Source organism: Streptomyces roseicoloratus (assembly GCF_004117935.1).
GTDB classification, from domain to species: domain Bacteria; phylum Actinomycetota; class Actinomycetes; order Streptomycetales; family Streptomycetaceae; genus Streptomyces; species Streptomyces roseicoloratus.
Window position 1 is genome coordinate 1 of record NZ_SDOY01000053.1, and the last position, 20,285, is coordinate 20,285.

Here is a 20,285-nt window from a genome sequence, read left to right on the forward strand (position 1 = left end):
CCCAGCCCCAGCCCCAGCCCGGCTATGGCTTCCCGCACCCCGGCCAGCCCCAGCCGGGCCAGCCCGCGCAGCCCCAGCCCGGTCACCCCGCCCAGCCGCACCCCGGCCCGCCCGCTCAGGCGCAGGCACAGCCGCAGCCGCAGGGGCAGCCGTCCGCGCCCGCCGGGCCCGGGCCCGCCGTGGATCCGCGGACCGGGGCCGCCTGGCCGTCCGCCGTGACGCACGACCAGCGGGAGCGTTCGGTGCCGGGCGCGCCGCTCGGGTACACCGCGGCCGTCGAGCTGTCCTCCGACCGGCTGCTGCGCAACAACAAGCAGAAGGCCAAGTCCTCCCGCAATCCCGGCGCCTCGGCCCGCTTCAAGCTGGGCGGCAAGAAGGAGGAGGCCGAGCGACAGCGGAAGCTGGAGCTGATCCGTACGCCGGTGCTCTCCTGTTACCGGATCGCGGTCATCTCGCTCAAGGGCGGCGTCGGCAAGACGACGACCACCACGGCGCTGGGCGCGACGCTGGCCACCGAGCGGCAGGACAAGATCCTGGCGATCGACGCCAACCCGGACGCCGGCACGCTCGGCCGCCGGGTGCGGCGCGAGACCGGGGCGACCATCCGCGACCTGGTGCAGGCGATCCCGTACCTCAACTCGTACATGGACATCCGCCGTTTCACCTCGCAGGCGCCGTCCGGTCTGGAGATCCTCGCCAACGACGTGGACCCGGCCGTCTCGACGACGTTCAACGACGAGGACTACCGGCGGGCGATCGACGTCCTGGGCAAGCAGTACCCGATCATCCTGACCGACTCCGGCACCGGTCTGCTCTACAGCGCCATGCGCGGTGTGCTCGACCTGGCCGATCAGCTGATCATCATCTCGACGCCGTCCGTGGACGGTGCCTCCAGCGCCTCCACGACCCTCGACTGGCTGTCGGCGCACGGGTACGCGGAGCTGGTGCAGCGCTCGATCACCGTGATCTCCGGGGTCCGCGAGACCGGCAAGATGATCAAGGTCGAGGACATCGTGCAGCACTTCCAGACCCGTTGCCGCGGTGTGGTCGTGGTGCCGTTCGACGAGCACCTGGCCGCGGGCGCCGAGGTCGACCTGGACATGATGCGGCCGAAGACCCGCGAGGCGTACTTCCACCTGTCGGCGATGGTCGCGGAGGACTTCGCCCGGGCCCAGCAGGCGCAGGGCCTGTGGACCGGTGACGGCCAGGGCGGCCTGCCGCCGCACATGGCCCCGCCGATGCCGGCCCAGCCCGGCGCGCCCGGTCAGCCCGGCGCGCCCGTGCCGGGTCAGCCGATGCCGGGTCAGCCGTACGCGCCGCAGCAGCCCGCCCCCGGGCAGCCCTACGACGGACAGCCGTACGGCGGCCAGCCCGCGCCCGGTCAGCCGTACCCGCAGCAGCCCTACCCGCAGCAGCCCCACCCGCAGCAGCCGGCACCGGGTCAGCCCGGCCAGCCGGGGCAGCCGGGTCAGCCGTACGGAGCACAGCCGGCACCCGGACAGATGTACGGGGCGCAGCCCGGTCAGCCGCCGGTGCCGCAGGGCTGGCAGCAGCCCCCGGCGCAGCCGCTGCCGCCGCACGCCGATCCGCAGGCCCAGGGTCAGGGGCAGGTTCCGCCGCCCAACTGGCAGCAGCAGCCGCAGCAGCAGCCCCCGCAGGCGCCGCCAGCCCCTCAGCAGTAGGGCGTCACAGGAGTAGACCAATGAGGCCCCGTACCGGTGTTCCGGTACGGGGCCTCTTCGCATTCCCGCAGCCCACACGGGGTTTGAGGGATCGTTGACGACGGCAGACCACCGCTGATACACCTTCGCTTCATCCATCGTCAGCCCAAGATCCACGGCACTTCCCCCGACGCACGCATCCCGACGCGAGGTCACGTCCCATGGTCATGGTCACGAAGGTCCCACCCCGTCCGGCACCCGCCCGCAGAGCCCTCCGCCTGCTGCTCGCCACCGGTGTCACCGCCACCTCGCTCCTGGCCGTCCCGGCCACCGCCCAGGCGGAGGACGAGAAGTCCGGCGGCAGCACGCTCACCGTCGCCGTCTCGCAGTCCGTCGACTCGCTCTCGCCGTTCCTGGCGCAGAAGCTCGTCTCGACCAGCGTCCACCGGCTGGCGTACGAGTACCTGACGAACTACGACGTGAAGGACGCGCACCCGATCCCGGGCCTGGCGACGGAGTGGAAGGCCTCGCCGGACAAGCTCACCTGGACCTACACGATCCGCGAGGACTCCTTCTGGTCCGACGGGCGGCAGGCCACCGCGGAGGACGCGGCCTGGACCTTCAACAAGATGATGACCGACCCGGACGCGGCCACCGCCAACGGCAGCTTCACGGCCAACTTCAGGAAGGTCAGCGCGCCGGACCCGCGGACGCTGGTGATTGAGCTGAAGCAGCCGCAGGCGACGATGACGGCGCTCGACGTGCCGATCGTGCCCAAGCACGTGTGGGAGAAGGTCACCGACTTCTCGAAGTTCAACAACGACCAGCGGTTCCCGATCGTGGGCAACGGTCCCTTCGTCATCACGGACTTCAAGGTCGACCAGTACATCAAGCTCAAGCCGAACAAGAGGTTCTGGCGTGGCGCGCCCAAGTTCGACGAGCTGGTGTTCAAGTACTACAAGGACGGTGACGCGGCCGTCGCCGCGCTCCAGAAGGGCGAGGTGTCCTTCGTCCCGAACCTGACCCCCGCTCAGGCCAACGCGCTGAAGACCCAGAAGAACATCAGGGTCAACGACGCTCCCGGGCGCCGCTTCTACGCCCTCGCCGCCAACCCGGGCGCCCGCGCCAAGGACGGGACGGCCTTCGGCAACGGCCACAAGGCGCTGCTCGACCCCGAGGTGCGCAAGGCGCTGTTCCTCGCCGTGGACCGCACGACCCTGGTCAGGAAGGTCTTCCAGGACCACGCCGTGGAGGGCGAGGGCTACATCCCGCCGCGCTTCTCCTCGTACTTCTGGAAGCCGGCGGCCGAGCAGAAGCGCTCCTACGACCCGGCCAGGGCCGAGCGGATCCTGGACGCCGCCGGGTACCGGAAGAACGCCGAGGGAAGGCGGCTCGGCAAGGACGGGAAGCCGATCGACCTGCGCATCCTGTGTCACGCGACCGACCCCAACGACAAGGCGTCCGCGAAGTACCTCCAGGAGTGGTGGGGCAGGCTCGGCATCGGACTGAAGGTCGATTGCCTGGACAGCGTGTCGGACCCGTGGGGGAAGGGCGACTACGACCTCGCCTTCGACGGCTGGTCGGTCAATCCCGACCCGGACTACGTGCTGTCCATCCACACCTGCGGCACCCTGCCCGCGACGCCCAAGGACACCGGCGCCACCGACAACTTCATCTGCGACCGGCAGTTCGACTCGCTGTACGCCCGGCAGGCCGTCGAGTACGACGCCGCCACGCGGTCCGACCTGGTCAGGCAGATGCAGTCGCGGCTCTACGACACCGGGTACATGAACGTCCTCGCGTACCCGAACGCGCTGGAGGCCTACCGCACCGACCAGATCGCCTCCATCACCACCATGCCCGAGGCCGCCGGCAATCTGTGGGGGCAGGACGGCTACTGGAGCTGGTGGTCGGCCGTGCCCGCCGCGGCGTCCTCCGACGGAGGGTCCGGCGGCTCCTCCACGGGCGTGATCGTCACGATCGGCGCGGCCGCCGTGGCCGTCCTCGGCCTCGTGGTCTTCCTCGGGCTGCGCCGCCGCTCCACCGCCGACGACCGCGAGTAGCCCGTGACCAGCGCAAGCACACCCGCCTCCGTGGCGCGGACCGGCACCGGATCCGACTCCGGCACGGCCCGCGCCACCGAGGGCGGCGCACGTTCCGGCACCGCCGTCGCCTACCTCCGGCACGCGGCGGGGAAGCTCGCCGGTGCCGCGGTGTCCCTCCTCGCCGTCCTGGTCACCAGCTTCTTCCTGTTCCGGATCATCCCGGGCGACCCGGTGAAGACGATGACCCACGGCATGCCCACCACGGCCGAGCAACTCGCAACGCTGCGCCGGCAGTTCGGACTCGACCTGCCGCTGTGGCAGCAGTTCACCGACTACTGCGCCAAGGCGCTCACCGGGGACCTCGGGACCTCGTACCAGTTCCGTGCCCCGGTCGGCGAGCTGATCGCGCAGAAGCTCCCGGCGACGCTGCTGCTCACCGGCACGGCCGTGGTGCTCTACTCGGCGCTCGGCCTGTGGCTCGGCACCCGCTCCGCGTGGCGGCACGGCAGCCTCGGCGACCGGCTGAACACCGGCGTGGCGCTGACCCTGTGGTCGGTGCCCTCGTTCTGGCTGGGACTGCTGCTCATCATCGTGTTCTCGGTGGGCGTCGGACCGGTCCCGGGGCTCTTCCCGACCGGCGGCATGGAGTCCGGCACCGGCGAGACCGGTCTCGGGTACGCGCTCGACGTGGCCCATCACATGGTGCTGCCGGTGCTCACCCTGGTCGCGGTGGGGTACGCCCAGACGCTGCTCGTGATGCGGTCCTCGCTGCTCGACGAGATGGGCGGCGACTATCTGACCACGGCCCGGGCGAAGGGGCTGCGCGACGACGCCGTACGGCGCCGGCACGCCGTGCCGAACGCGCTGCTGCCGACGGTGACGATGGTCTTCATCAACCTCGGTCACGTGGCCGCCGGTTCGATCCTCGTGGAGACCGTCTTCTCCTGGCCCGGGCTCGGCGGCCTGTTCTACCAGGCACTCAGCGTGCCCGATCTGCCGCTGGTGCAAGGTCTGTTCGTGGTCTTCGCCGGCGCGATGATCATGACCAACCTGATCGCCGACCTGCTCTATCCGCTGCTCGACCCCCGGGTGGGCCGATGACCTCCGAACCGTACGTGACCGCCGCCGCGCTCGCCCGCCGGCGCAGGCGCGCCTCGCTCGCCCGCTTCTGGCACCGGTACCGCGCCCACCGGGCCGGACTGTGGGGGCTGGCCGGGCTCACCCTGATCGGCCTGGTCGCGCTCACCGCGCCGCTCACCGTCGGCGCCGACGTACAGTCGGTGACCAACGCACCCGGCACCGCCCTCGCCTCACCGAGCGCCGAATTCCCGCTGGGCACCGATCAGTTCGGGCGTTCGCTGCTCGGCCTGCTGATCTGGGGCGCGCGGATCTCCCTCCTCGTGGGGCTGCTGGCGGCGTCGCTGTCCGTCGCCATCGGCACGCTCGTCGGCATCCTCGCCGGCCACTACGGCGGCTGGTTCTCCACCGTCGTCATGCGGGTCACGGACTGGTTCCTGGTGATGCCGGCGCTCGTCCTCGCGATCGTGCTCGCGACCGTCATGTCCCGGTCCGTGTGGACGGTGGTCCTGGCGATCGGGGTCACCAGCTGGCCGACGACGGCCCGGCTGGTGCGGGCCCAGACGATCGCGGTCGAGTCCCGCCCGTACATCGAGCGGGCCACCGCGCTCGGCGGCGGGGACGGGCACGTGATGACCCGGCACGTGCTGCCGAACGTGATGCCGCTGGTGCTCGCGCAGACCACCCTCGGCATCTCGACCGCCATCCTCACCGAGGCGACCCTGGCCTTCCTGGGCCTCGGCGACCCGACCGTGGTGTCGTGGGGCGGAATGCTGCAGGACGCGCGCGAGGCGGGCGCGGTCTCGTCCGGCCACTGGTGGTACCTGGCGCCGCCGGGCATCGCCATCGCGCTGGTCGCGCTGGCGTTCACGCTGTGCGGGCGGGCCGTCGAGTCCGTACTCAACCCGAAGCTGGGGGTGGGTCGTTGAGCACGCAGACACAGCCGCTCCTCGAGGTGCGGAACCTGTGCGTGACGTACGGCTCCGGGCCGGCCGCCGTCCCCGCCGTACGGGGCGTCGACCTCGTCCTGCCGGCCGGGCGGAAGCTCGGCGTGGCCGGGGAGTCCGGCTGCGGCAAGTCGACGATGGCGCTGGCGCTGCTGCGACTGCTGCCCGCGTCGGCCCGGATGACCGGGGAGATCCTGCTCGACGGCGAGGACGTCCTCGCCATGAAGTGGGGACGGCTGCGGGCCGTGCGCTGGGCGGGCGCGTCGATCGTCTTCCAGGGCGCGATGCACTCGCTGAACGCGGTGCGGCGGATCGGCGACCAGATCGCCGAACCGCTGCTGGTGCACGGGCGGGCCACACCGGCGGCCACCCGGCGCCGGACCGGGGAGCTCCTGGAGCACGTGGGCCTGCCGGCCGCGCGCGCCGCCGCGTATCCGCACGAGCTGTCGGGCGGGCAGCGGCAGCGCGTGATGATCGCGATGGCGCTCGCCTGCGATCCGCGCCTGATCGTCGCCGACGAGCCGACGACCGCGCTCGACGTGATGATCCAGGCGCAGATCCTGCGGCTGATCGAGCGGCTCGTCGCCGAGCAGGACATCGGACTTCTCATGATCAGCCACGATCTGGCGGTGCTCGCCGACACGTGCGACCGGCTCGCCGTGATGTACGCGGGGCGGGTCGTCGAGGAGGGCCCGGCGAAGGAGGTGTACGAGGCGGCGGCGCACCCCTACGGCAAGGCGCTGTCCTCGGCGTTCCCGCGGATCGGCGACCCGGCGTCCCGGCGGGCGCCGCGCGGGCTGCCGGGCGATCCGCCGGACCCGGCGGACCTGCCGGGCGGCTGCACCTTCCATCCGCGCTGCCCGGTGGCGGTGGACGGGTGCGCGGAGCAGGACCAGGAGCTGCGGGACGCGGGCGCGGGGCGCCGGGCGGCCTGCGTACACGTGGGGAGCACGTCATGAGCGGGAGCACGTCATGAGTCGGGATCCGGCGGTGCCGCTGCTGTCGGCACGGGGGCTGCGGGTGGTCTTCCCGGGGCGGCGGGGCGCGCCCGCCGCCCGCGCGGTGGACGGCGTGGACCTGGACGTCGGCGCGGGCGAGATCGTGGCCCTGGTGGGCGAGTCCGGCTGCGGCAAGACCACGCTGGCGCGCTCGCTGCTCGGGCTGGTCCGGCCGACCGGCGGCGCGGTGCGGTTCGGCGGGGCGCCGCTGGCGTACACGGGCAGGGCGCTCAAGGCCTACCGGAAGCGCGCCCAGCTCGTCCTGCAGGACCCGAGCGGCTCGCTGAACCCGCGGCACACGGTGTACGACGCGGTGGCGGAGGGGCTGCGGATCCACGGCTACGCGGGCGACGAGCGGGCGGCGGTCGCCGAGGCGCTGTCCCGGGCCGGGCTGCGCCCGCCGGAGCGGTTCTTCCTGCGCTATCCGCACGAACTGTCCGGCGGGCAGCGGCAGCGGGTGGTCATCGCGGGCGCGCTGGTCCTGGAACCGGAGCTGATCGTCGCCGACGAGCCGGTGGCGTCGCTGGACGCGTCGGTACGCGGCGAGATCCTGGCGCTGCTGCTGCGGCTGCGCGACGAACTGGGCCTCTCCGCGCTGGTGGTGACGCACGACCTGGGCCTCGCGTGGAACATCGCGGACCGGGTGGCGGTCATGTACCTGGGCCGGATCGTGGAGACCGGACCCGTGGAGACCGTACTGACGGCTCCTCGGCATCCTTACACACAGGCCCTGTTGTCGGTGCTCCCGGAGTCCGGGGGCGAGCCGGTGGTGCTGTCCGGCGAGCCCCCGGACCCGGCGCGCGTCCCGCGGGGCTGCCGCTTCCACGTCCGCTGCCAGGCCCTGGCGTCGGGCGCGGCGGCTGCCGTGTCCGACCACTGCCGCACGAAGGACCTCCCGGTCCTCGCCGGCGACACGTCCGCGGCCGCCGCCTGCCACCTGGTGACGGGGACGACGGCCGCGGTGGGCGACTGAGGCCGGGGGGCCGGAGCCGGGCCCGGGGCCGGGACCCGGGGCCGAGCGAGCGGCCGGAGCCCGGGCCGGGAGGCCGGGGGCGGGCTACTCCCCCGGCGTGGCAACCGACCGCACGGGCTCCGCCTGCCCCGCGGGCTCTACGGGCTTCCCCGCCGGCTCTACGGGCTTCCCCGCCGGCTGCGCGGGCTCCGCGGCCGGCTGCGCCGGCTTCGTCGTCTGCTGCGGCTGTCCCGGTTTCGCCGCCGTCGCCGGGGCGGCCGGGTTCTGCGGCCTGCCCGCCGGCTTCTGGGTGACCGCGCCCTTCGGGAGGATCTCGCACGAGCTGATGGACGTCCGCGTGGAGACCGACTTCACCGTGCAGGTGTCGTTGCCGACTCCCGCGTCCACCGTGCCCCAGTGCTCGCCGACGACCAGGACGGCGCCGTCGTGGCCCTGGATCGTGTCGTCGCCGGGACCGGCCTGGATCATGCCGCCGGACTCCGGGCCCAGCCCCAGGGCCTCGATCTTGTCGTTCTCGCTGCCGCCGAGGACCCGGCCGGAGAAGTCGATGACGCCGGTCCTGATGGTGTCCTTGCCGTCGTTGCCGGTGACGATGCCGCCGCCGCGGTTGAACCGGCCGGGCGCGCCGAAGACGGAGCCGGTGGTGATCGTGTCGTCGCCGTCGTCGCCGTGGACGACGGCGCCGTGCTCCGCGCCCTCGCCGTGGACGGTGGCGACCTTGATGATGTCGTCGCCCCGGTTGCCGCGGACCATGCTGAAGGTGTCCTGCGGCACGAGGTGCTTGGCGCGGATGACGTCGTCGCCCTCGCCGCCGAGGATGGCGGAGTCGATGACGAGGCCGCGCACCTCGATCATGTCGTTCCCCGCGCCGCCCGAGACGGTGACGCCGTCGAGATCGCTGTCGCAGAAGATGTGGTCGTCCCCCGATGTGCCGTTGACCTGGTTTCCCGGCGGCGCGGGGACGTCGTTGACCCAGCACTGGTGCATGGGCACCTTGGCCGAGGCGTGGGCGGGCACGCCGGTAAGCGAGGCGGCGACGAGGACGGCCAGGGCCGCGGGGCCGCGCAGCGACCTGCGGGAGGGTGGCGTGACGGACATGCGAGCTCCTCTGCGGTGCTACAGGGGTGGGGGAAGGGCGAGTCGGGCCGGAGGGATCAGGCGGCCGTACGGGCCGGGGCCGGGCGCCGGGACGCGTAGCCCACGATCCGGCGGGCGTTGAGGTCGGGCTCGTACGCGGGATGGCCGTTCGTCCACCGTCCGAGGCACATCTCGGCGGTGATGCCGGGGCCGAAGCCGGCGAGGATGCCGCGCGCGCCCTCCTTCAGCCCGCCCTCCTCGAAGAGCCGGCGCACGGCGTCGAGGACGACGGCGCTGGCGATGTTGCCGTACTGGGTGAGCGTCGACCGGCTGAACCGGAACTCCTCCGGCGGGACTTCGAGGAAGTGGCTGAGGTCGTCGAGGATGCGCGGCCCGCCCGCGTGGATGATGTAGAAGTCCAGGTCGCCGGCGTCCCAGCCGTGGTCGCCCGCGAGTTCGCGCAGGGCGGGCGCGAGCGGTTCCATGGTGCCGGGCACCCGCTTGTCGAGCAGGAAGTGGAAGCCGGTGGCGCGCACGCTGTAGGCGATCCAGTCCTCGGTGTCGGGCACGAGGTAGGAGTTGTTGCGCTCCAGGGCGATGCCGGTGCCGCCGCGGCCGCGGACCACGGCGGAGGCGACGGCGTCGCCGAACAGGCCGTTGGAGAGCAGCGATCCGACGCCGAGGTCGGTGGGCTGGTAGCACAGCGAGCAGAACTCGCAGGCGACGATGAGGACGTTGGCGTCCGGGTAGGCGGTGCAGAAGTCGTGCGCCCGGTTCACCGCGGCCCCGCCGGCGGCGCAGCCGAGCTGCGCGATCGGCATCTGCCGGGTGTGGCTGGGGAAGCCCATGCTGTTGATCAGCCAGGCGGTGAGCGAGGGCATCATGAAGCCCGTGCACGACACGTAGACGATCATGTCGATGTCGGTGGGGCGCAATCCGGCGTTGTGCAGCGCCTCCTTGACCACCGCGGGGACGCGGGCCTTCGCCTCGGCTTCGTACAGCGCGTTGCGTTCCTCGAATCCGGGGTGCTTCAGGGTCTCCTCGATCGGCTGCACGATGTGCCGGCGGGTGACCCCGGTGTTGCCGATCAGCCGGAGGGCCAGGGGCAGTTGGGGATGGCCGGCATGGCGTGCACGGCAGAGCTCGAGGGTCTCCTCCATCGTGATCACGTACTCGGGTACGGCCACCGCGGGCTTGCACAGAGTCACCACGACACGCGCTCCTTCGTCTCGTTCGCCGTGAACTGGTGCCCACACTCACCCGGTCGTCAGGAGCTCGCAACCGCGCGGGCGACCGTCCGACCGCGGAGAGTGACGACGCGGAAGGAGGGCCCGTGCTCCGTCCGGGGGGCTGTCGGCGCGCGGCGTGTCGCGGCCTCGGGGCACCGGGAACACCGTTCCCATGACGTCCGAACCCACGGCCGCGCCGCGGCCTGCCGTCCGCACCTGGGCGGTCGAGGACCTCCCCGCCCTCGACTTCGACCCGCTGCTGCTCGAACTGCTCCACGAGGAGCCCGTCGCCCGGATCCGGCTGCCCTTCGGCGCGGACCACGAGGCGTGGCTGGTCACCCGGTACGACGACGTGCGCGCGGTCACCTCCGATCCCCGCTTCAGCCGGACGGCCCTGCTGGAGCGGCAGGTGACCGGCATGACCGGCCACATGGTGGCCTCCAAGGCGGCCCTGAACTACGCCGATCCGCCGTACCACACCCAGCTGCGCAAGGCGGTGACGAAAGCCTTCACCGGGCAGTCCACCAAACGGCTGCGCCCGCTCGCCCAGGCGACGGCCGACCGGCTCCTCGACGCCATGGAGCGCTCCGGCCGCCCCGCCGACCTGATGGAGCACCTGCACGGCCCGCTGCCGATGGCGGTGGTGTGCGACCTCCTCGGCGTCCCCGACGAGGACCGTGCGGAGCTGGCCTCCTGGCCCGATCTCATCCTGTCCTCGGGGCCCGGCCCGGAGGGCAGCCGGGCGGCGAAGGCCCAGATCCACGGCTACGTCGGCGAGCTCCTGGAGCGGCGGCTCGCCGAGCCCTCCGACGACCTGGGCGGGGTGCTCGCCGAGTCCCTGGCCGACGGCCGGGTCGACCGCGACGAGGCCGTGTCGCTGGCGATGGCCATTCTGATCAGCGGCGCGCACGCGGTCCGCAACAACAGCGCCAACATGGTCTATCTGCTGCTCACCCGGCCGGACCTGACCGACCGGCTGCGCACCGAACCGGAGCTGCTGCCGCAGGCCGTGGACGAACTGCTCCGCTGGATCCCGCACCGCAACGGCGTGGGACTGCCGCGGATCGCGCTGGAGGACGTCGAGGTCGGCGGGGTGGTGATCCGGGCCGGCGAGGCGGTGTACGCGTCGTACCTGGCAGCCAACCGCGACCCGGCGGTGTTCACGGACCCGCACACCGTCGACTTCGACCGTACGGGCGTCGGGCACGTGTCCTTCGGGCACGGGCCGCACCACTGCATGGGCGCGATGCTGACCCGGATGGAGTCCGAGGTGATGGTCTCCACGCTGCTGGCCCGCTATCCGGAGCTGCGGCTGGCGGTACGGCCCGAAGAGGTGCCGTTCCAGTCCAAGGGCCTGATCCGGGGCCCGAAAGAGCTCCTCGTCACCTGGTGAGGCCCGCGGCGGGCGTCCGCGGTCCCCGCGGGCGCCCGCCCGATCCGGTCAGGCGTGGCCGTGCTCGCGGTCGTACGCGGCCGTGAGCTCGCGGCACTGCTTGACGTCCTCGGCCATCGCCACGAGCAGGTCGTCGAGGGTGTCGAAGCGCAGCATGCCGCGCACGTAGGCGAGGAAGTCGACCGTCACGTGCAGTCCGTACAGGTCGAGGCCCTCGCGGTCGATCGCGTACGCCTCCACCGTCCGCTCCGTGCCGTCGAACTGCGGGTTGGTGCCCACCGAGATCGCGGCGGGCATCCGCTCGCCGGCGGCCGTCAGCCAGCCCGCGTACACGCCGTCGGCGGGGATCGCGGTGTGCGGCAGGGTCTCGACGTTGGCGGTCGGGAAGCCCAGCTCGCGGCCGCGCTGCGCGCCGCGCACGACGACGCCCTCGACGCGGTGCGGCCGGCCGAGGATCTCTGCCGCGCCCGCCATGTCGCCCTCGGCGACGAGCCGGCGGGTGAGGGTGGAGGAGAAGGGCTCGCCGCCGCCGGCGGTGCCGCGCACCCGCAGGTCGATGACCTCGACCTCGTAGTCGTAGGTGGCGCCCAGCTCGGTCAGGAAGGCGACGTTCCCGGCGGCCTTGTGGCCGAAGCGGAAGTTGGGGCCCTCGATCACGCACGTCGCGTGCAGCTTGTCGACCAGGACCTTCACGATGAAGTCGGCCGGGGACAGCTGCGAGAACTCCGCCGTGAAGGGGAGGATCAGGACGGCGTCGACGCCGAGTTCCGCCATCAGCTCCGCGCGGCGGTGGTGCGGGGCGAGCAGCGGCGGGTGGCTGCCGGGGCGGACCACCTCGGAGGGGTGCGGGTCGAAGGTGACGACGACCGAGGGCACGCCCAGCTCGCGGGCGCGCTCGACGGCACGGCCGATGATCAGCTGGTGTCCGCGGTGCACCCCGTCGTAGGAGCCGATGGTGACGACGCTGCGTCCCCAGTCCTGGGGGATGTCCTCCAAGCCACGCCAGCGCTGCACTGTGACCGCTCCTCGTCCGCCTGTACCCATGTCCGCGTGTACGCCTGTTGGCGCAGGTCTAAGACTGCCATGAGCGTGCGGCTGCGTCGGCATCGGCATGGTGTGCGCCTCGTCTCGGAGTTCGCGGCGCAGGAAGCGGGAGGCTCCGGTTCCGGGTGCGGCGAGCACGGGGCCGAGGGCGGCGCGCTGGGCGGGCAGGGTGAGCAGGTGGCGTACGAGGGGGTGGAGGACGCAGCGGACCTCGGGTCCCTGCTCCAGTCGCGCGTCGACGAAGGCGGCGACGAGCGGCGCGCCCTCGGGCCTCCGTTCGGCGTACTCGGCGACCAGGGCGGCGGCGCGGCGGGCGAGGCGGGGCGGGTCGACGGCGGCGAGGACGGTGAGCACGGGCCCGGGTTCGGCGCCGTGCAGCCGGGTGCGGAGCGCGTCGAGGACGGCGTCGGGGTGGGTGGGCAGGGCGGCGGCCAGGGCCTCGGCCGGTACGCCCGGTTCGGCGAGCGCCCGGGGCAGGAAGCGGTCGCGGGTGACGGGGTCGCGCAGCAGCAGTCCGAGGGCGGCGGCGTGCAGCGGCTGGTCGCCGGGGCGGGCGAGCAGGGCGAGGGCCGCGTAGCGCAGGGTGTCGCGGTCGGCCGGCGCGGTCGCGTACGGGGCGACGACCCGTCCGTACGCCGCTGCCGCCACGCGCCGCTCCGGGCGCCCGTCGTCGTGTGCCCAGCGGTCCACGGCCCGGCACAGGGCGGCGGGTTCGTCCTCGGCGAGCGCGGCGAGCAGTCCGTCGGCGAGCGGGTGGGCGGTGGCGACGAGTGCCTCGCACAGGTCGTCCACGGCGAGTCCCCGGTGGGTGTGCAGCAGCGCCTGCGCGGCCGTGCCGACGGTGGCGCCGGGCGCGCCGGCGAGCGTCCGCCCGTCCCCGAACCACCGGCACAGCAGCGGCTGCACGCCGCGCGGATCGGCGACGAGCCGCGCGGCGGCCAGGTCGAGGAACCGTCCGTCGGGGGCATCGGCCACGACCAGTCGCCGCAGCAGCTCCATCCGCTCGCCCTCCGGCACCCGCACCGCGGCCCAGAACTCCGCCCCGAACCCCGGCAGCGCCCCGCGCTCCCCTACCCGGTCGGCCAGCCGCCGCAGCACGCGCGTGCGGGAGCGCGGGTCGTCGAGGCCGCCGAGCACGCCGGCGAGCAGCCGCGAGGCCCACCAGGCGCCTTCGCCGGTCCCGTCGGCGGCGGCCCCGCCGGGAACCACCCGGACCGCGTCCGCCGGCCCCGCCGATCCGGCCGACCCCGACGACCCTGCCGATCCCGCCGGTCCTGCCGACCGCGCCGCCGGGCCCGTCGCCTCGCCCTCCCCGCCCGTCCTCCGCTCGAGGTCCGCCAGCGCGTCCACGAGCATCGTCAGGCGCGGAATGAGGGCGTCAGGGCCCTGGGTGTGGTGGAGGTGGTGGAGCGACTGGAGGACGGGGCCGATGCGGTGACGGGGGACGGGAAGGGCGCTCGGGTGGTGGATCAGGGTGTCCAGGGCGCGGTCGACGTCGAGGTGGGTGCCCTGGAGCCAGTCGGCCAGTTCCTCGTGGGCGAAGCGGTAGCCGCCGCCCGCCGGGACCAGCAGGGCCTCGGTGAGGACGGCGGAGGCCCAGCCGGTGCGCCAGGGGAACAGCTCCTCGAAGGACTCCCGGTCCAGTTCGCCCTGGCCCGGGCCGAGGCAGCGGCGGGCGGCCTCGTGGACCTGGCCGCTGACCCGGGCGGCGAGCCGGCGGACGGCGGTGCCCCGGAGCACGGGGCGGCGGGCGGCGGCGATCCGGACGGCGACCCGCAGGCACATCAGGTCCAGGTGGGCCTGGAAGATCTCCTGGCGGCCCGGCCGGCCGGCCAGTTCGCCCCGGGCCGCCGACCGCAGCTCGCCGAGCAGCCGGAGCGCGAGCGGGTGCCGTGCGTCGGCCTCGGCGACGGCGTCGTCCGGGACGCCGTGACGGCGCCGGGCCTGCGCCGCCTCCGCCTCAGTGAGGTCGCCGAGGAGGGTGACGGCGGGCTCGGCCGCGTACAGTCCGGCCGCCTGCTCCCAGTGCTCGGGGCGGCAGGCCACGACCATGCGCGCGCGGTGCGTGGTCAGCCACGACTCGGTGGCGGCGCTCCACGGCGCGAGCCGGTGGGCGAGCAGCGGCGGCATCTCCTCGGGGGCGTCGAGGAGGATCAGGAGCGGGCCGTGCGCCGCGGCCTGTTCCGGGGTGACGGCGGCGGGGTCACCGGGAGTGCCGGACGCGGCGGCGACCCGCCCGGCCCGGCGCAGGGCCCGGCCGACGGCTGCGGCGACGCAGCGGTCGTCGGCGCGCAGGTCGGCGCCGCGCAGCCAGACGGTGGGCGCGGGCTCCGGGCCGCGGGCGCGCGCGGCGGCGATGCCGGCCAGGGCGGTGGTGCGGCCGCTGCCGGGCGGTCCGACGACGGCGCGGACGGTGGTGGTGCCGTCGTCCACGACGCGCGGTTCGGGCAGGTCGTCGAGCGCGCCGGTGGTGGTGGCGGTGAGTTCCAGGACGCCGGCGGCGTTGAGGTCACGGCCGTAGCAGGGCACGGTGGCGGCGTTGCGGCGGAGCAGCGCGGCGAGCGGCCCGAGCGGCGGGATCGGCAGGGCGTGTCCCGCGGCGCGCCGGTCGCCGTGGGCGGCGGTGCCGAGGACGGCGAGGACGGCGCCGGTGGCGGGGTCGAGGACGGGCCCGCCGGCGGCCGTGCCGCCGTCCTGGAGGGCCTGGGCACCCTCGGTGCCGATGGCCAGCTCGAGGGCGCTCCCGGTGGCGGCGGTGGCGGTGGCGGTGCCGAGGACGCGGGCCTCGCGCCAGCCGTGCGCGGAGATCCGCACGTACGTGCCGGGTTCGACGTCCTGCCGGTGGGCGAGGGGCAGCGGGCGGGCGGCGAGTCCGCCGGTACGGACGAGGGCGAGGCCGTGTTCGGGCAGGGGCGTGATGTCGGCGGCGCCGGCGCACCGGGGCGGGCCGCCGGGGACGCTCAGCAGCAGACCGGGGTGTCCGGCGACGACCTCGTGGCCGGTGAGCAGGGTGCCTTCGTGGTCGGCGAGGAATCCGGTGCCGAGGGGACGGCCGCACGGATCCTCGATCCGTACCAGTGTGGCCAGGTCCCCGCTCCCCATGGTCCGACGGTAGGTCGGCGGTGATCGGCGGGAGAAGCGCGCGGCCCGAACGCGCCCCCTCGCACTCCCTCGTTCACGTCGAGCGCTTCCCCGTGCGAGTGAACCCCCGGAGAGGAGGGTGACCTTCGGCCATCGGGCGCCGGGCGGCGCGGGCGACACACGGCGGCGGGGCGGACACGCAACCGTGCCCGCCCCGCCGTGAAGCGCCTCGCTCAGCCGAAGACGGCCAGGCTCTTCGCCTTGCCCCGCTGCTCCTCGACCAGCGCGAGCAGCCGCCCGTCCGGCCCGAAGACCGCGACCGGACCCGGCGGGTGGGCCGGCATCTCCAGCCGTACGCCGTTCAGCAGCAGCTTGGCCCGCCGCTCGTCGACGTCCCAGCGCGGGAACGCCGCCGCCGCGGCCTCGGCCACCGGCATGACCGTCAGGTCCTCCTGGAGCTGCTCCAGGGTCCGCGCTCCGTCCAGCTTGTACGGGCCGACGCGGGTGCGGCGCAGCGCGGTGAGATGGCCGCCCACGCCGAGCCCGGCGCCGAGGTCACGGGCGAGGGCCCGGATGTAGGTGCCGGAGGAGCAGACGACGGAGACGACCAGGTCCACGACCGGGGTGCCGTCCTCCGCGGTGTCCTCGCGGACGTCGTAGACGCGGAAGGAGGAGACGGTGACCGGACGCGCCGGGATCTCGAACTCCTCGCCGCCGCGCACCCGCGCGTAGGACCGCTTGCCGTCGATCTTGATGGCGGAGACCTTCGACGGCACCTGCATGATGTCGCCGGTGAGCTCGGCCACGCCCGCGTCGATCTGCTCGCGGGTGACCTTCGACGCGTCGACCGACGCCGTGATCTCGCCCTCGGCGTCGTCCGTGATCGTGGTCTGGCCCAGGCGGATGGTGCCCAGGTACTCCTTCTCGGTCAGCGCGAGGTGACCGAGCAGCTTGGTGGCCCGCTCCACGCCGAGGACGAGGACGCCCGTGGCCATGGGGTCGAGCGTGCCGGCGTGGCCGACCCTGCGGGTCCTGGCGATCCCGCGCATCTTGGCCACGACGTCGTGCGAAGTGAAGCCCGACGGCTTGTCGACGATGACAAGCCCGTCGGGCGTGGTGGTTGCCTTGCTCATTCGGCGGCTTCGTCCTCGCCCGGCTTCTTGTAGGGGTCCGCGTCACCGGCGAAGGCGGCGCCCGAGGACGCCTCCCGCACCTTGGCGTCGGAGGCGCGCACCTGGTCGAGGAGGTCCTCGATGTTCTTGGCGGTCTCCGGGAGGGCGTCCGCCACGAACGTGAGGGTCGGGGTGAACTTGGTGCCCGCGGCCCGGCCGACGGCCGACCGCAGGACGCCCTTGGCGCTCTCCAGGCCGGCGGCGGCGCTGGCCCGCTCCTCGTCGTCGCCGTAGACCGTGTAGAAGACCGTGGCCTCCCGCAGGTCGCCGGTGACACGGGTGTCCGTGATGGTCACGTGCGTGCCCAGGCGCGGGTCCTTGATGCCGCGCTGCAGCTTCTCCGCGACCACCTCCCGGATGAGGTCCGCCAGTTTCTTCGCCCGCGCGTTGTCGGCCACTGGTCCTTCTCCTTCTTTGCCTTGCTCATTCAGTCTTCATCAGTGTGGAGCCTGCGTCGCACGGACAGCAGTTCCACTTCGGGCCGGGCCGCGACGAGCCGCTCGCAGCGGTCGAGCACGTCCGACACGAATCCCGCGTCCCCGGACACCAGAGCGACCCCGATACGGGCCCTGCGATGGAGGTCCTGGTCGCCCACCTCGGCCGCGCTCACGGAGAACTTGCGCTGGAGCTCGGCGACGACGGGCCGGACGACGGAGCGTTTCTCCTTCAGCGAATGAACGTCGCCGAGGAGCAGATCGAAGGACAGGGTCCCCACGTACATGCGGTGCCGGATGTCCCGCCGGTTCGGGTTCGACGGCCTGCCGGGCCCACGCCCGGCAGGAACATCAGAACCGTACACGCAACGGCCGGGGCCGATCGACGGAAATACTTCCCGCCGACCGGCCCCGAACGCGGTCCCGTGCGCGTTACGCGCGCGGCTTCTCGCGCATCTCGTACGTCGCGATGACGTCGTCGATCTTGATGTCGTTGAAGTTTCCGAGGTTGATACCACCCTCGAAGCCCTCGCGGATCTCGGTGACGTCGTCCTTGAAGCGGCGCAGACCCTCGATGTTGAGGTTCTCCGCCACGACCTTGCCGTCGCGGATGAGGCGCGCCTTGGTGTTGCGCTTGACCTCGCCGGAGCGGATGAGGACACCGGCGATGTTGCCCAGCTTGGACGAGCGGAAGACCTCGCGGATCTCCGCCGTACCGAGCTCGACCTCTTCGTACTCCGGCTTGAGGAGGCCCTTGAGCGCCGCCTCGATCTCCTCGATCGCCTGGTAGATGACCGAGTAGTACCGGACGTCGACGCCCTCGCGCTCCGCCATCTGCGCGGCACGGCCGGCCGCGCGGACGTTGTAGCCGATGACGATGGCGTCGGAGCCCATGGCCAGGTCGATGTCGGACTCGGTGACCGCACCCACACCGCGGTGCAGGATGCGGATGTCGACCTCTTCGCCGACGTCGAGCTGGAGCAGCGAGGACTCGAGAGCCTCGACCGCACCGGACGCGTCGCCCTTGATGATGAGGTTGAGTTCCTGGACCAGACCGGCCTTGAGCACCTTGTCGAGGTCCTCGAGGGACACCCGGCGGACGCGCTTGGCGAAGGCGGCGTTGCGCTCACGCGCAGCGCGCTTCTCGGCGATCTGGCGGGCCGTGCGGTCCTCGTCGACGACGAGGAAGTTGTCGCCGGCACCCGGGACGTTGGTGAGACCCAGGACCAGGACCGGAGTCGACGGGGTCGCCTCCTCGACGTTGTTGCCCTTGTCGTCGAGCATCGCCCGGACGCGGCCGTACGCGTCGCCGACGACCATCGTGTCGCCGATGCGCAGCGTGCCGCGCTGGACGAGGACGGTCGAGACGGCACCGCGGCCACGGTCGAGGTGGGACTCGATCGCGATGCCCTGCGCGTCCTGGTTCGGGTTGGCCCGCAGGTCGAGCGAGGCGTCGGCGGTGAGGACCACGGCCTCCAGCAGGGAGTCGATGTGCAGACCCTGCTTGGCGGAGATGTCGACGAACATCGTGTCGCCGCCGTACTCCTCGGCCACCAGACCGAACTCGGTCAGCTGACCACGGACCTTGACCGGGTCCGCGCCCTCGACGTCGATCTTGTTGACCGCGACCACGATCGGCACACCGGCCGCCTTGGCGTGGTTCAGCGCCTCGATCGTCTGGGGCATCACACCGTCGTTGGCCGCCACCACGAGGATCGCGATGTCGGTCGACTTGGCACCACGGGCACGCATGGCGGTGAACGCCTCGTGACCCGGGGTGTCGATGAAGGTGATGCGACGCTCTTCGTCGTTGACCTGGGTGGAGACCTGGTAGGCACCGATGTGCTGGGTGATGCCACCGGCCTCGCCCGCGACCACGTTGGTCTTGCGGATCGCGTCGAGGAGTCGGGTCTTACCGTGGTCGACGTGACCCATGACGGTCACGACCGGCGGACGGGAGACCAGGGCCTCTTCGCCGCCCTCGTCCTCGCCGAACTCGATGTCGAAGGACTCGAGCAGCTCACGGTCCTCCTCCTCCGGCGAGACGATCTGAACCGTGTAGTTCATCTCGTCGCCGAGGAGCTGCAGCGTCTCGTCGGAGACGGACTGCGTGGCCGTGACCATCTCGCCGAGGTTCATCATGACCGCGACGAGCGACGCCGGGTTGGCGTTGATCTTCTCCGCGAAGTCGGTGAGGGACGCACCGCGCGACAGGCGAATGGTCTCGCCGTTGCCGCGAGGCAGCATCACGCCGCCCACGGACGGGGCCTGCATGGCCTCGTACTCCTGACGCCTCTGCCGCTTCGACTTGCGACCGCGACGCGCGGGACCGCCGGGACGGCCGAAGGCGCCCTGCGTGCCACCACGGCCACCCGGACCACCGGGACGACCGCCGAAGCCGCCGGGACGACCGCCGAAGCCGCCGCCACCGCCGGGACCACCCGGACGACCGCCGCCGCCACCCGGACCGCCGGGACGGCCGGCGAAGCCGCCGCCGCCACCGCCGGGACCGGCCGGACGGCCGGCGAAGCCGGGACGACCGCCGCCGCCACCGGGACCACCCGGACGGCCGCCGGGGCCACCCGGGCCACGGCCGCCGGGGCCCGGACGCGGGCCGGCAGCGGGACGCTGCGGCATCATGCCCGGGTTCGGACGGTTACCGCCGGGCGCGCCACCGGGACGCGGGGCCTGCGGACGGGGCATGCCACCGGGGGTCGGACGCGGAGCGCCGCCCTGGGGGCGCGGAGCGCCGGGAACGCCGCCGGGACCCTGCGGGCGCGGGGCGCCGCCGGGGCCGCCCTGGCCGCCGGGACGCGGAGCGCCACCCTGCGGACGGGGCGCCTGCGGGCGCGCCATGCCGGTGGAGCCACCGGAGGTGAAGGGGTTGTTGCCCGGACGCGGGCCGGCCGGACGACCGCCCGGACGCGGGGACTGCTGGCCGGGACGGGGGGACTGCTGACCCGGACGCGGCGACTGCTGGCCCGGACGGGCAGCGGTCGGACGCGGGCCGGGGGCGGCGCCACCGGGGCGCGGACCGGCGGCCGGGGCCGACGGAGGCGCGGTGAACTCCGGCGCGGCCGGAGCCGGGGCGGCCGGAGCCGGCTTGGGCGCGGGCTTCGGACCCGGACGGGGACCCGAGGCGGCCGGAGCCGGG

General features: G+C 73.5%; 14 protein-coding genes and 1 pseudogene. 7 read left to right on the forward strand and 8 right to left on the reverse strand.

Annotated elements, in window-relative coordinates; all coding sequences use genetic code 11:
* The 6 genes from ESG85_RS04275 to ESG85_RS04300 form a co-directional block, all read left to right on the forward strand.
* A partial coding sequence (locus ESG85_RS04275; RefSeq protein WP_164986163.1) for a MinD/ParA family ATP-binding protein occupies window positions 1-1,682 on the forward strand: 1,682 nt, incomplete at its 5' end.
* Between the two features lie 200 nt (window positions 1,683-1,882).
* Entirely contained in the window at window positions 1,883-3,724 is a 1,842-nt protein-coding gene (locus ESG85_RS04280; protein WP_425471152.1) for an ABC transporter substrate-binding protein, read from the forward strand.
* Between the two features lie 3 nt (window positions 3,725-3,727).
* Complete coding sequence (locus ESG85_RS04285; RefSeq protein ID WP_128976665.1) at window positions 3,728-4,807, forward strand: ABC transporter permease; 1,080 nt, start codon at window positions 3,728-3,730, stop codon at window positions 4,805-4,807.
* On the forward strand, window positions 4,804-5,712 hold the full coding sequence (locus ESG85_RS04290; protein WP_128976666.1) for an ABC transporter permease: 909 nt from the start codon (window positions 4,804-4,806) through the stop codon (window positions 5,710-5,712). The genes ESG85_RS04285 and ESG85_RS04290 overlap by 4 nt, the downstream gene beginning before the upstream one ends.
* Complete coding sequence (locus tag ESG85_RS04295; protein ID WP_128976667.1) at window positions 5,709-6,689, forward strand: ABC transporter ATP-binding protein; 981 nt, start codon at window positions 5,709-5,711, stop codon at window positions 6,687-6,689. Before ESG85_RS04290 ends, ESG85_RS04295 begins: the two co-directional genes overlap by 4 nt.
* 13 nt (window positions 6,690-6,702) lie before the next feature.
* Window positions 6,703-7,701, forward strand: coding sequence for an ABC transporter ATP-binding protein (locus tag ESG85_RS04300; protein ID WP_128976668.1), 999 nt, complete (start codon window positions 6,703-6,705; stop codon window positions 7,699-7,701).
* Window positions 7,702-7,785: 84 nt separating this feature from the next.
* On the opposite strand, the gene ESG85_RS04305 is transcribed toward ESG85_RS04300, so the two are convergent.
* Window positions 7,786-8,799 carry a hypothetical protein gene (locus tag ESG85_RS04305; protein ID WP_128976669.1) on the reverse strand — a complete coding sequence of 338 codons (1,014 nt, stop codon included), beginning with the start codon at window positions 8,797-8,799 and terminating at the stop codon, window positions 7,786-7,788.
* 56 nt (window positions 8,800-8,855) lie between these two features.
* Complete coding sequence (locus tag ESG85_RS04310) at window positions 8,856-9,989, reverse strand: type III polyketide synthase (protein ID WP_128976670.1); 1,134 nt, start codon at window positions 9,987-9,989, stop codon at window positions 8,856-8,858.
* A 190-nt stretch (window positions 9,990-10,179) separates the two neighbouring features.
* Between ESG85_RS04310 and ESG85_RS04315 the strand changes: the two genes are divergently transcribed.
* Window positions 10,180-11,400: a cytochrome P450 gene (locus ESG85_RS04315; RefSeq protein ID WP_128976671.1), complete on the forward strand. Its 1,221-nt coding sequence runs from the start codon at window positions 10,180-10,182 to the stop codon at window positions 11,398-11,400.
* A 48-nt stretch (window positions 11,401-11,448) separates the two neighbouring features.
* Here the strand turns inward: ESG85_RS04315 and ESG85_RS04320 are convergent, their stop codons facing one another.
* The 6 genes and pseudogenes from ESG85_RS04320 to infB all read right to left on the reverse strand — a co-directional run.
* Entirely contained in the window at window positions 11,449-12,414 is a 966-nt protein-coding gene (locus ESG85_RS04320) for a bifunctional riboflavin kinase/FAD synthetase (RefSeq protein ID WP_128976677.1), read from the reverse strand.
* A gap of 2,673 nt (window positions 12,415-15,087) precedes the next feature.
* A pseudogene (locus tag ESG85_RS36745) lies at window positions 15,088-15,546 on the reverse strand (trypsin-like peptidase domain-containing protein); the annotation flags it as partial.
* 212 nt (window positions 15,547-15,758) lie between these two features.
* On the reverse strand, window positions 15,759-16,658 hold the full coding sequence (gene truB / locus ESG85_RS04330; protein ID WP_128976672.1) for a tRNA pseudouridine(55) synthase TruB: 900 nt from the start codon (window positions 16,656-16,658) through the stop codon (window positions 15,759-15,761).
* Window positions 16,655-17,095, reverse strand: coding sequence for a 30S ribosome-binding factor RbfA (gene rbfA, locus ESG85_RS04335; RefSeq protein ID WP_128976673.1), 441 nt, complete (start codon window positions 17,093-17,095; stop codon window positions 16,655-16,657). The genes truB and rbfA overlap by 4 nt, the downstream gene beginning before the upstream one ends.
* A 29-nt stretch (window positions 17,096-17,124) precedes the next feature.
* Window positions 17,125-17,418, reverse strand: coding sequence for a DUF503 domain-containing protein (locus tag ESG85_RS04340; protein WP_128976674.1), 294 nt, complete (start codon window positions 17,416-17,418; stop codon window positions 17,125-17,127).
* Between the two features lie 145 nt (window positions 17,419-17,563).
* A partial coding sequence (infB, locus tag ESG85_RS04345; RefSeq protein WP_128976675.1) for a translation initiation factor IF-2 occupies window positions 17,564-20,285 on the reverse strand: 2,722 nt, incomplete at its 5' end.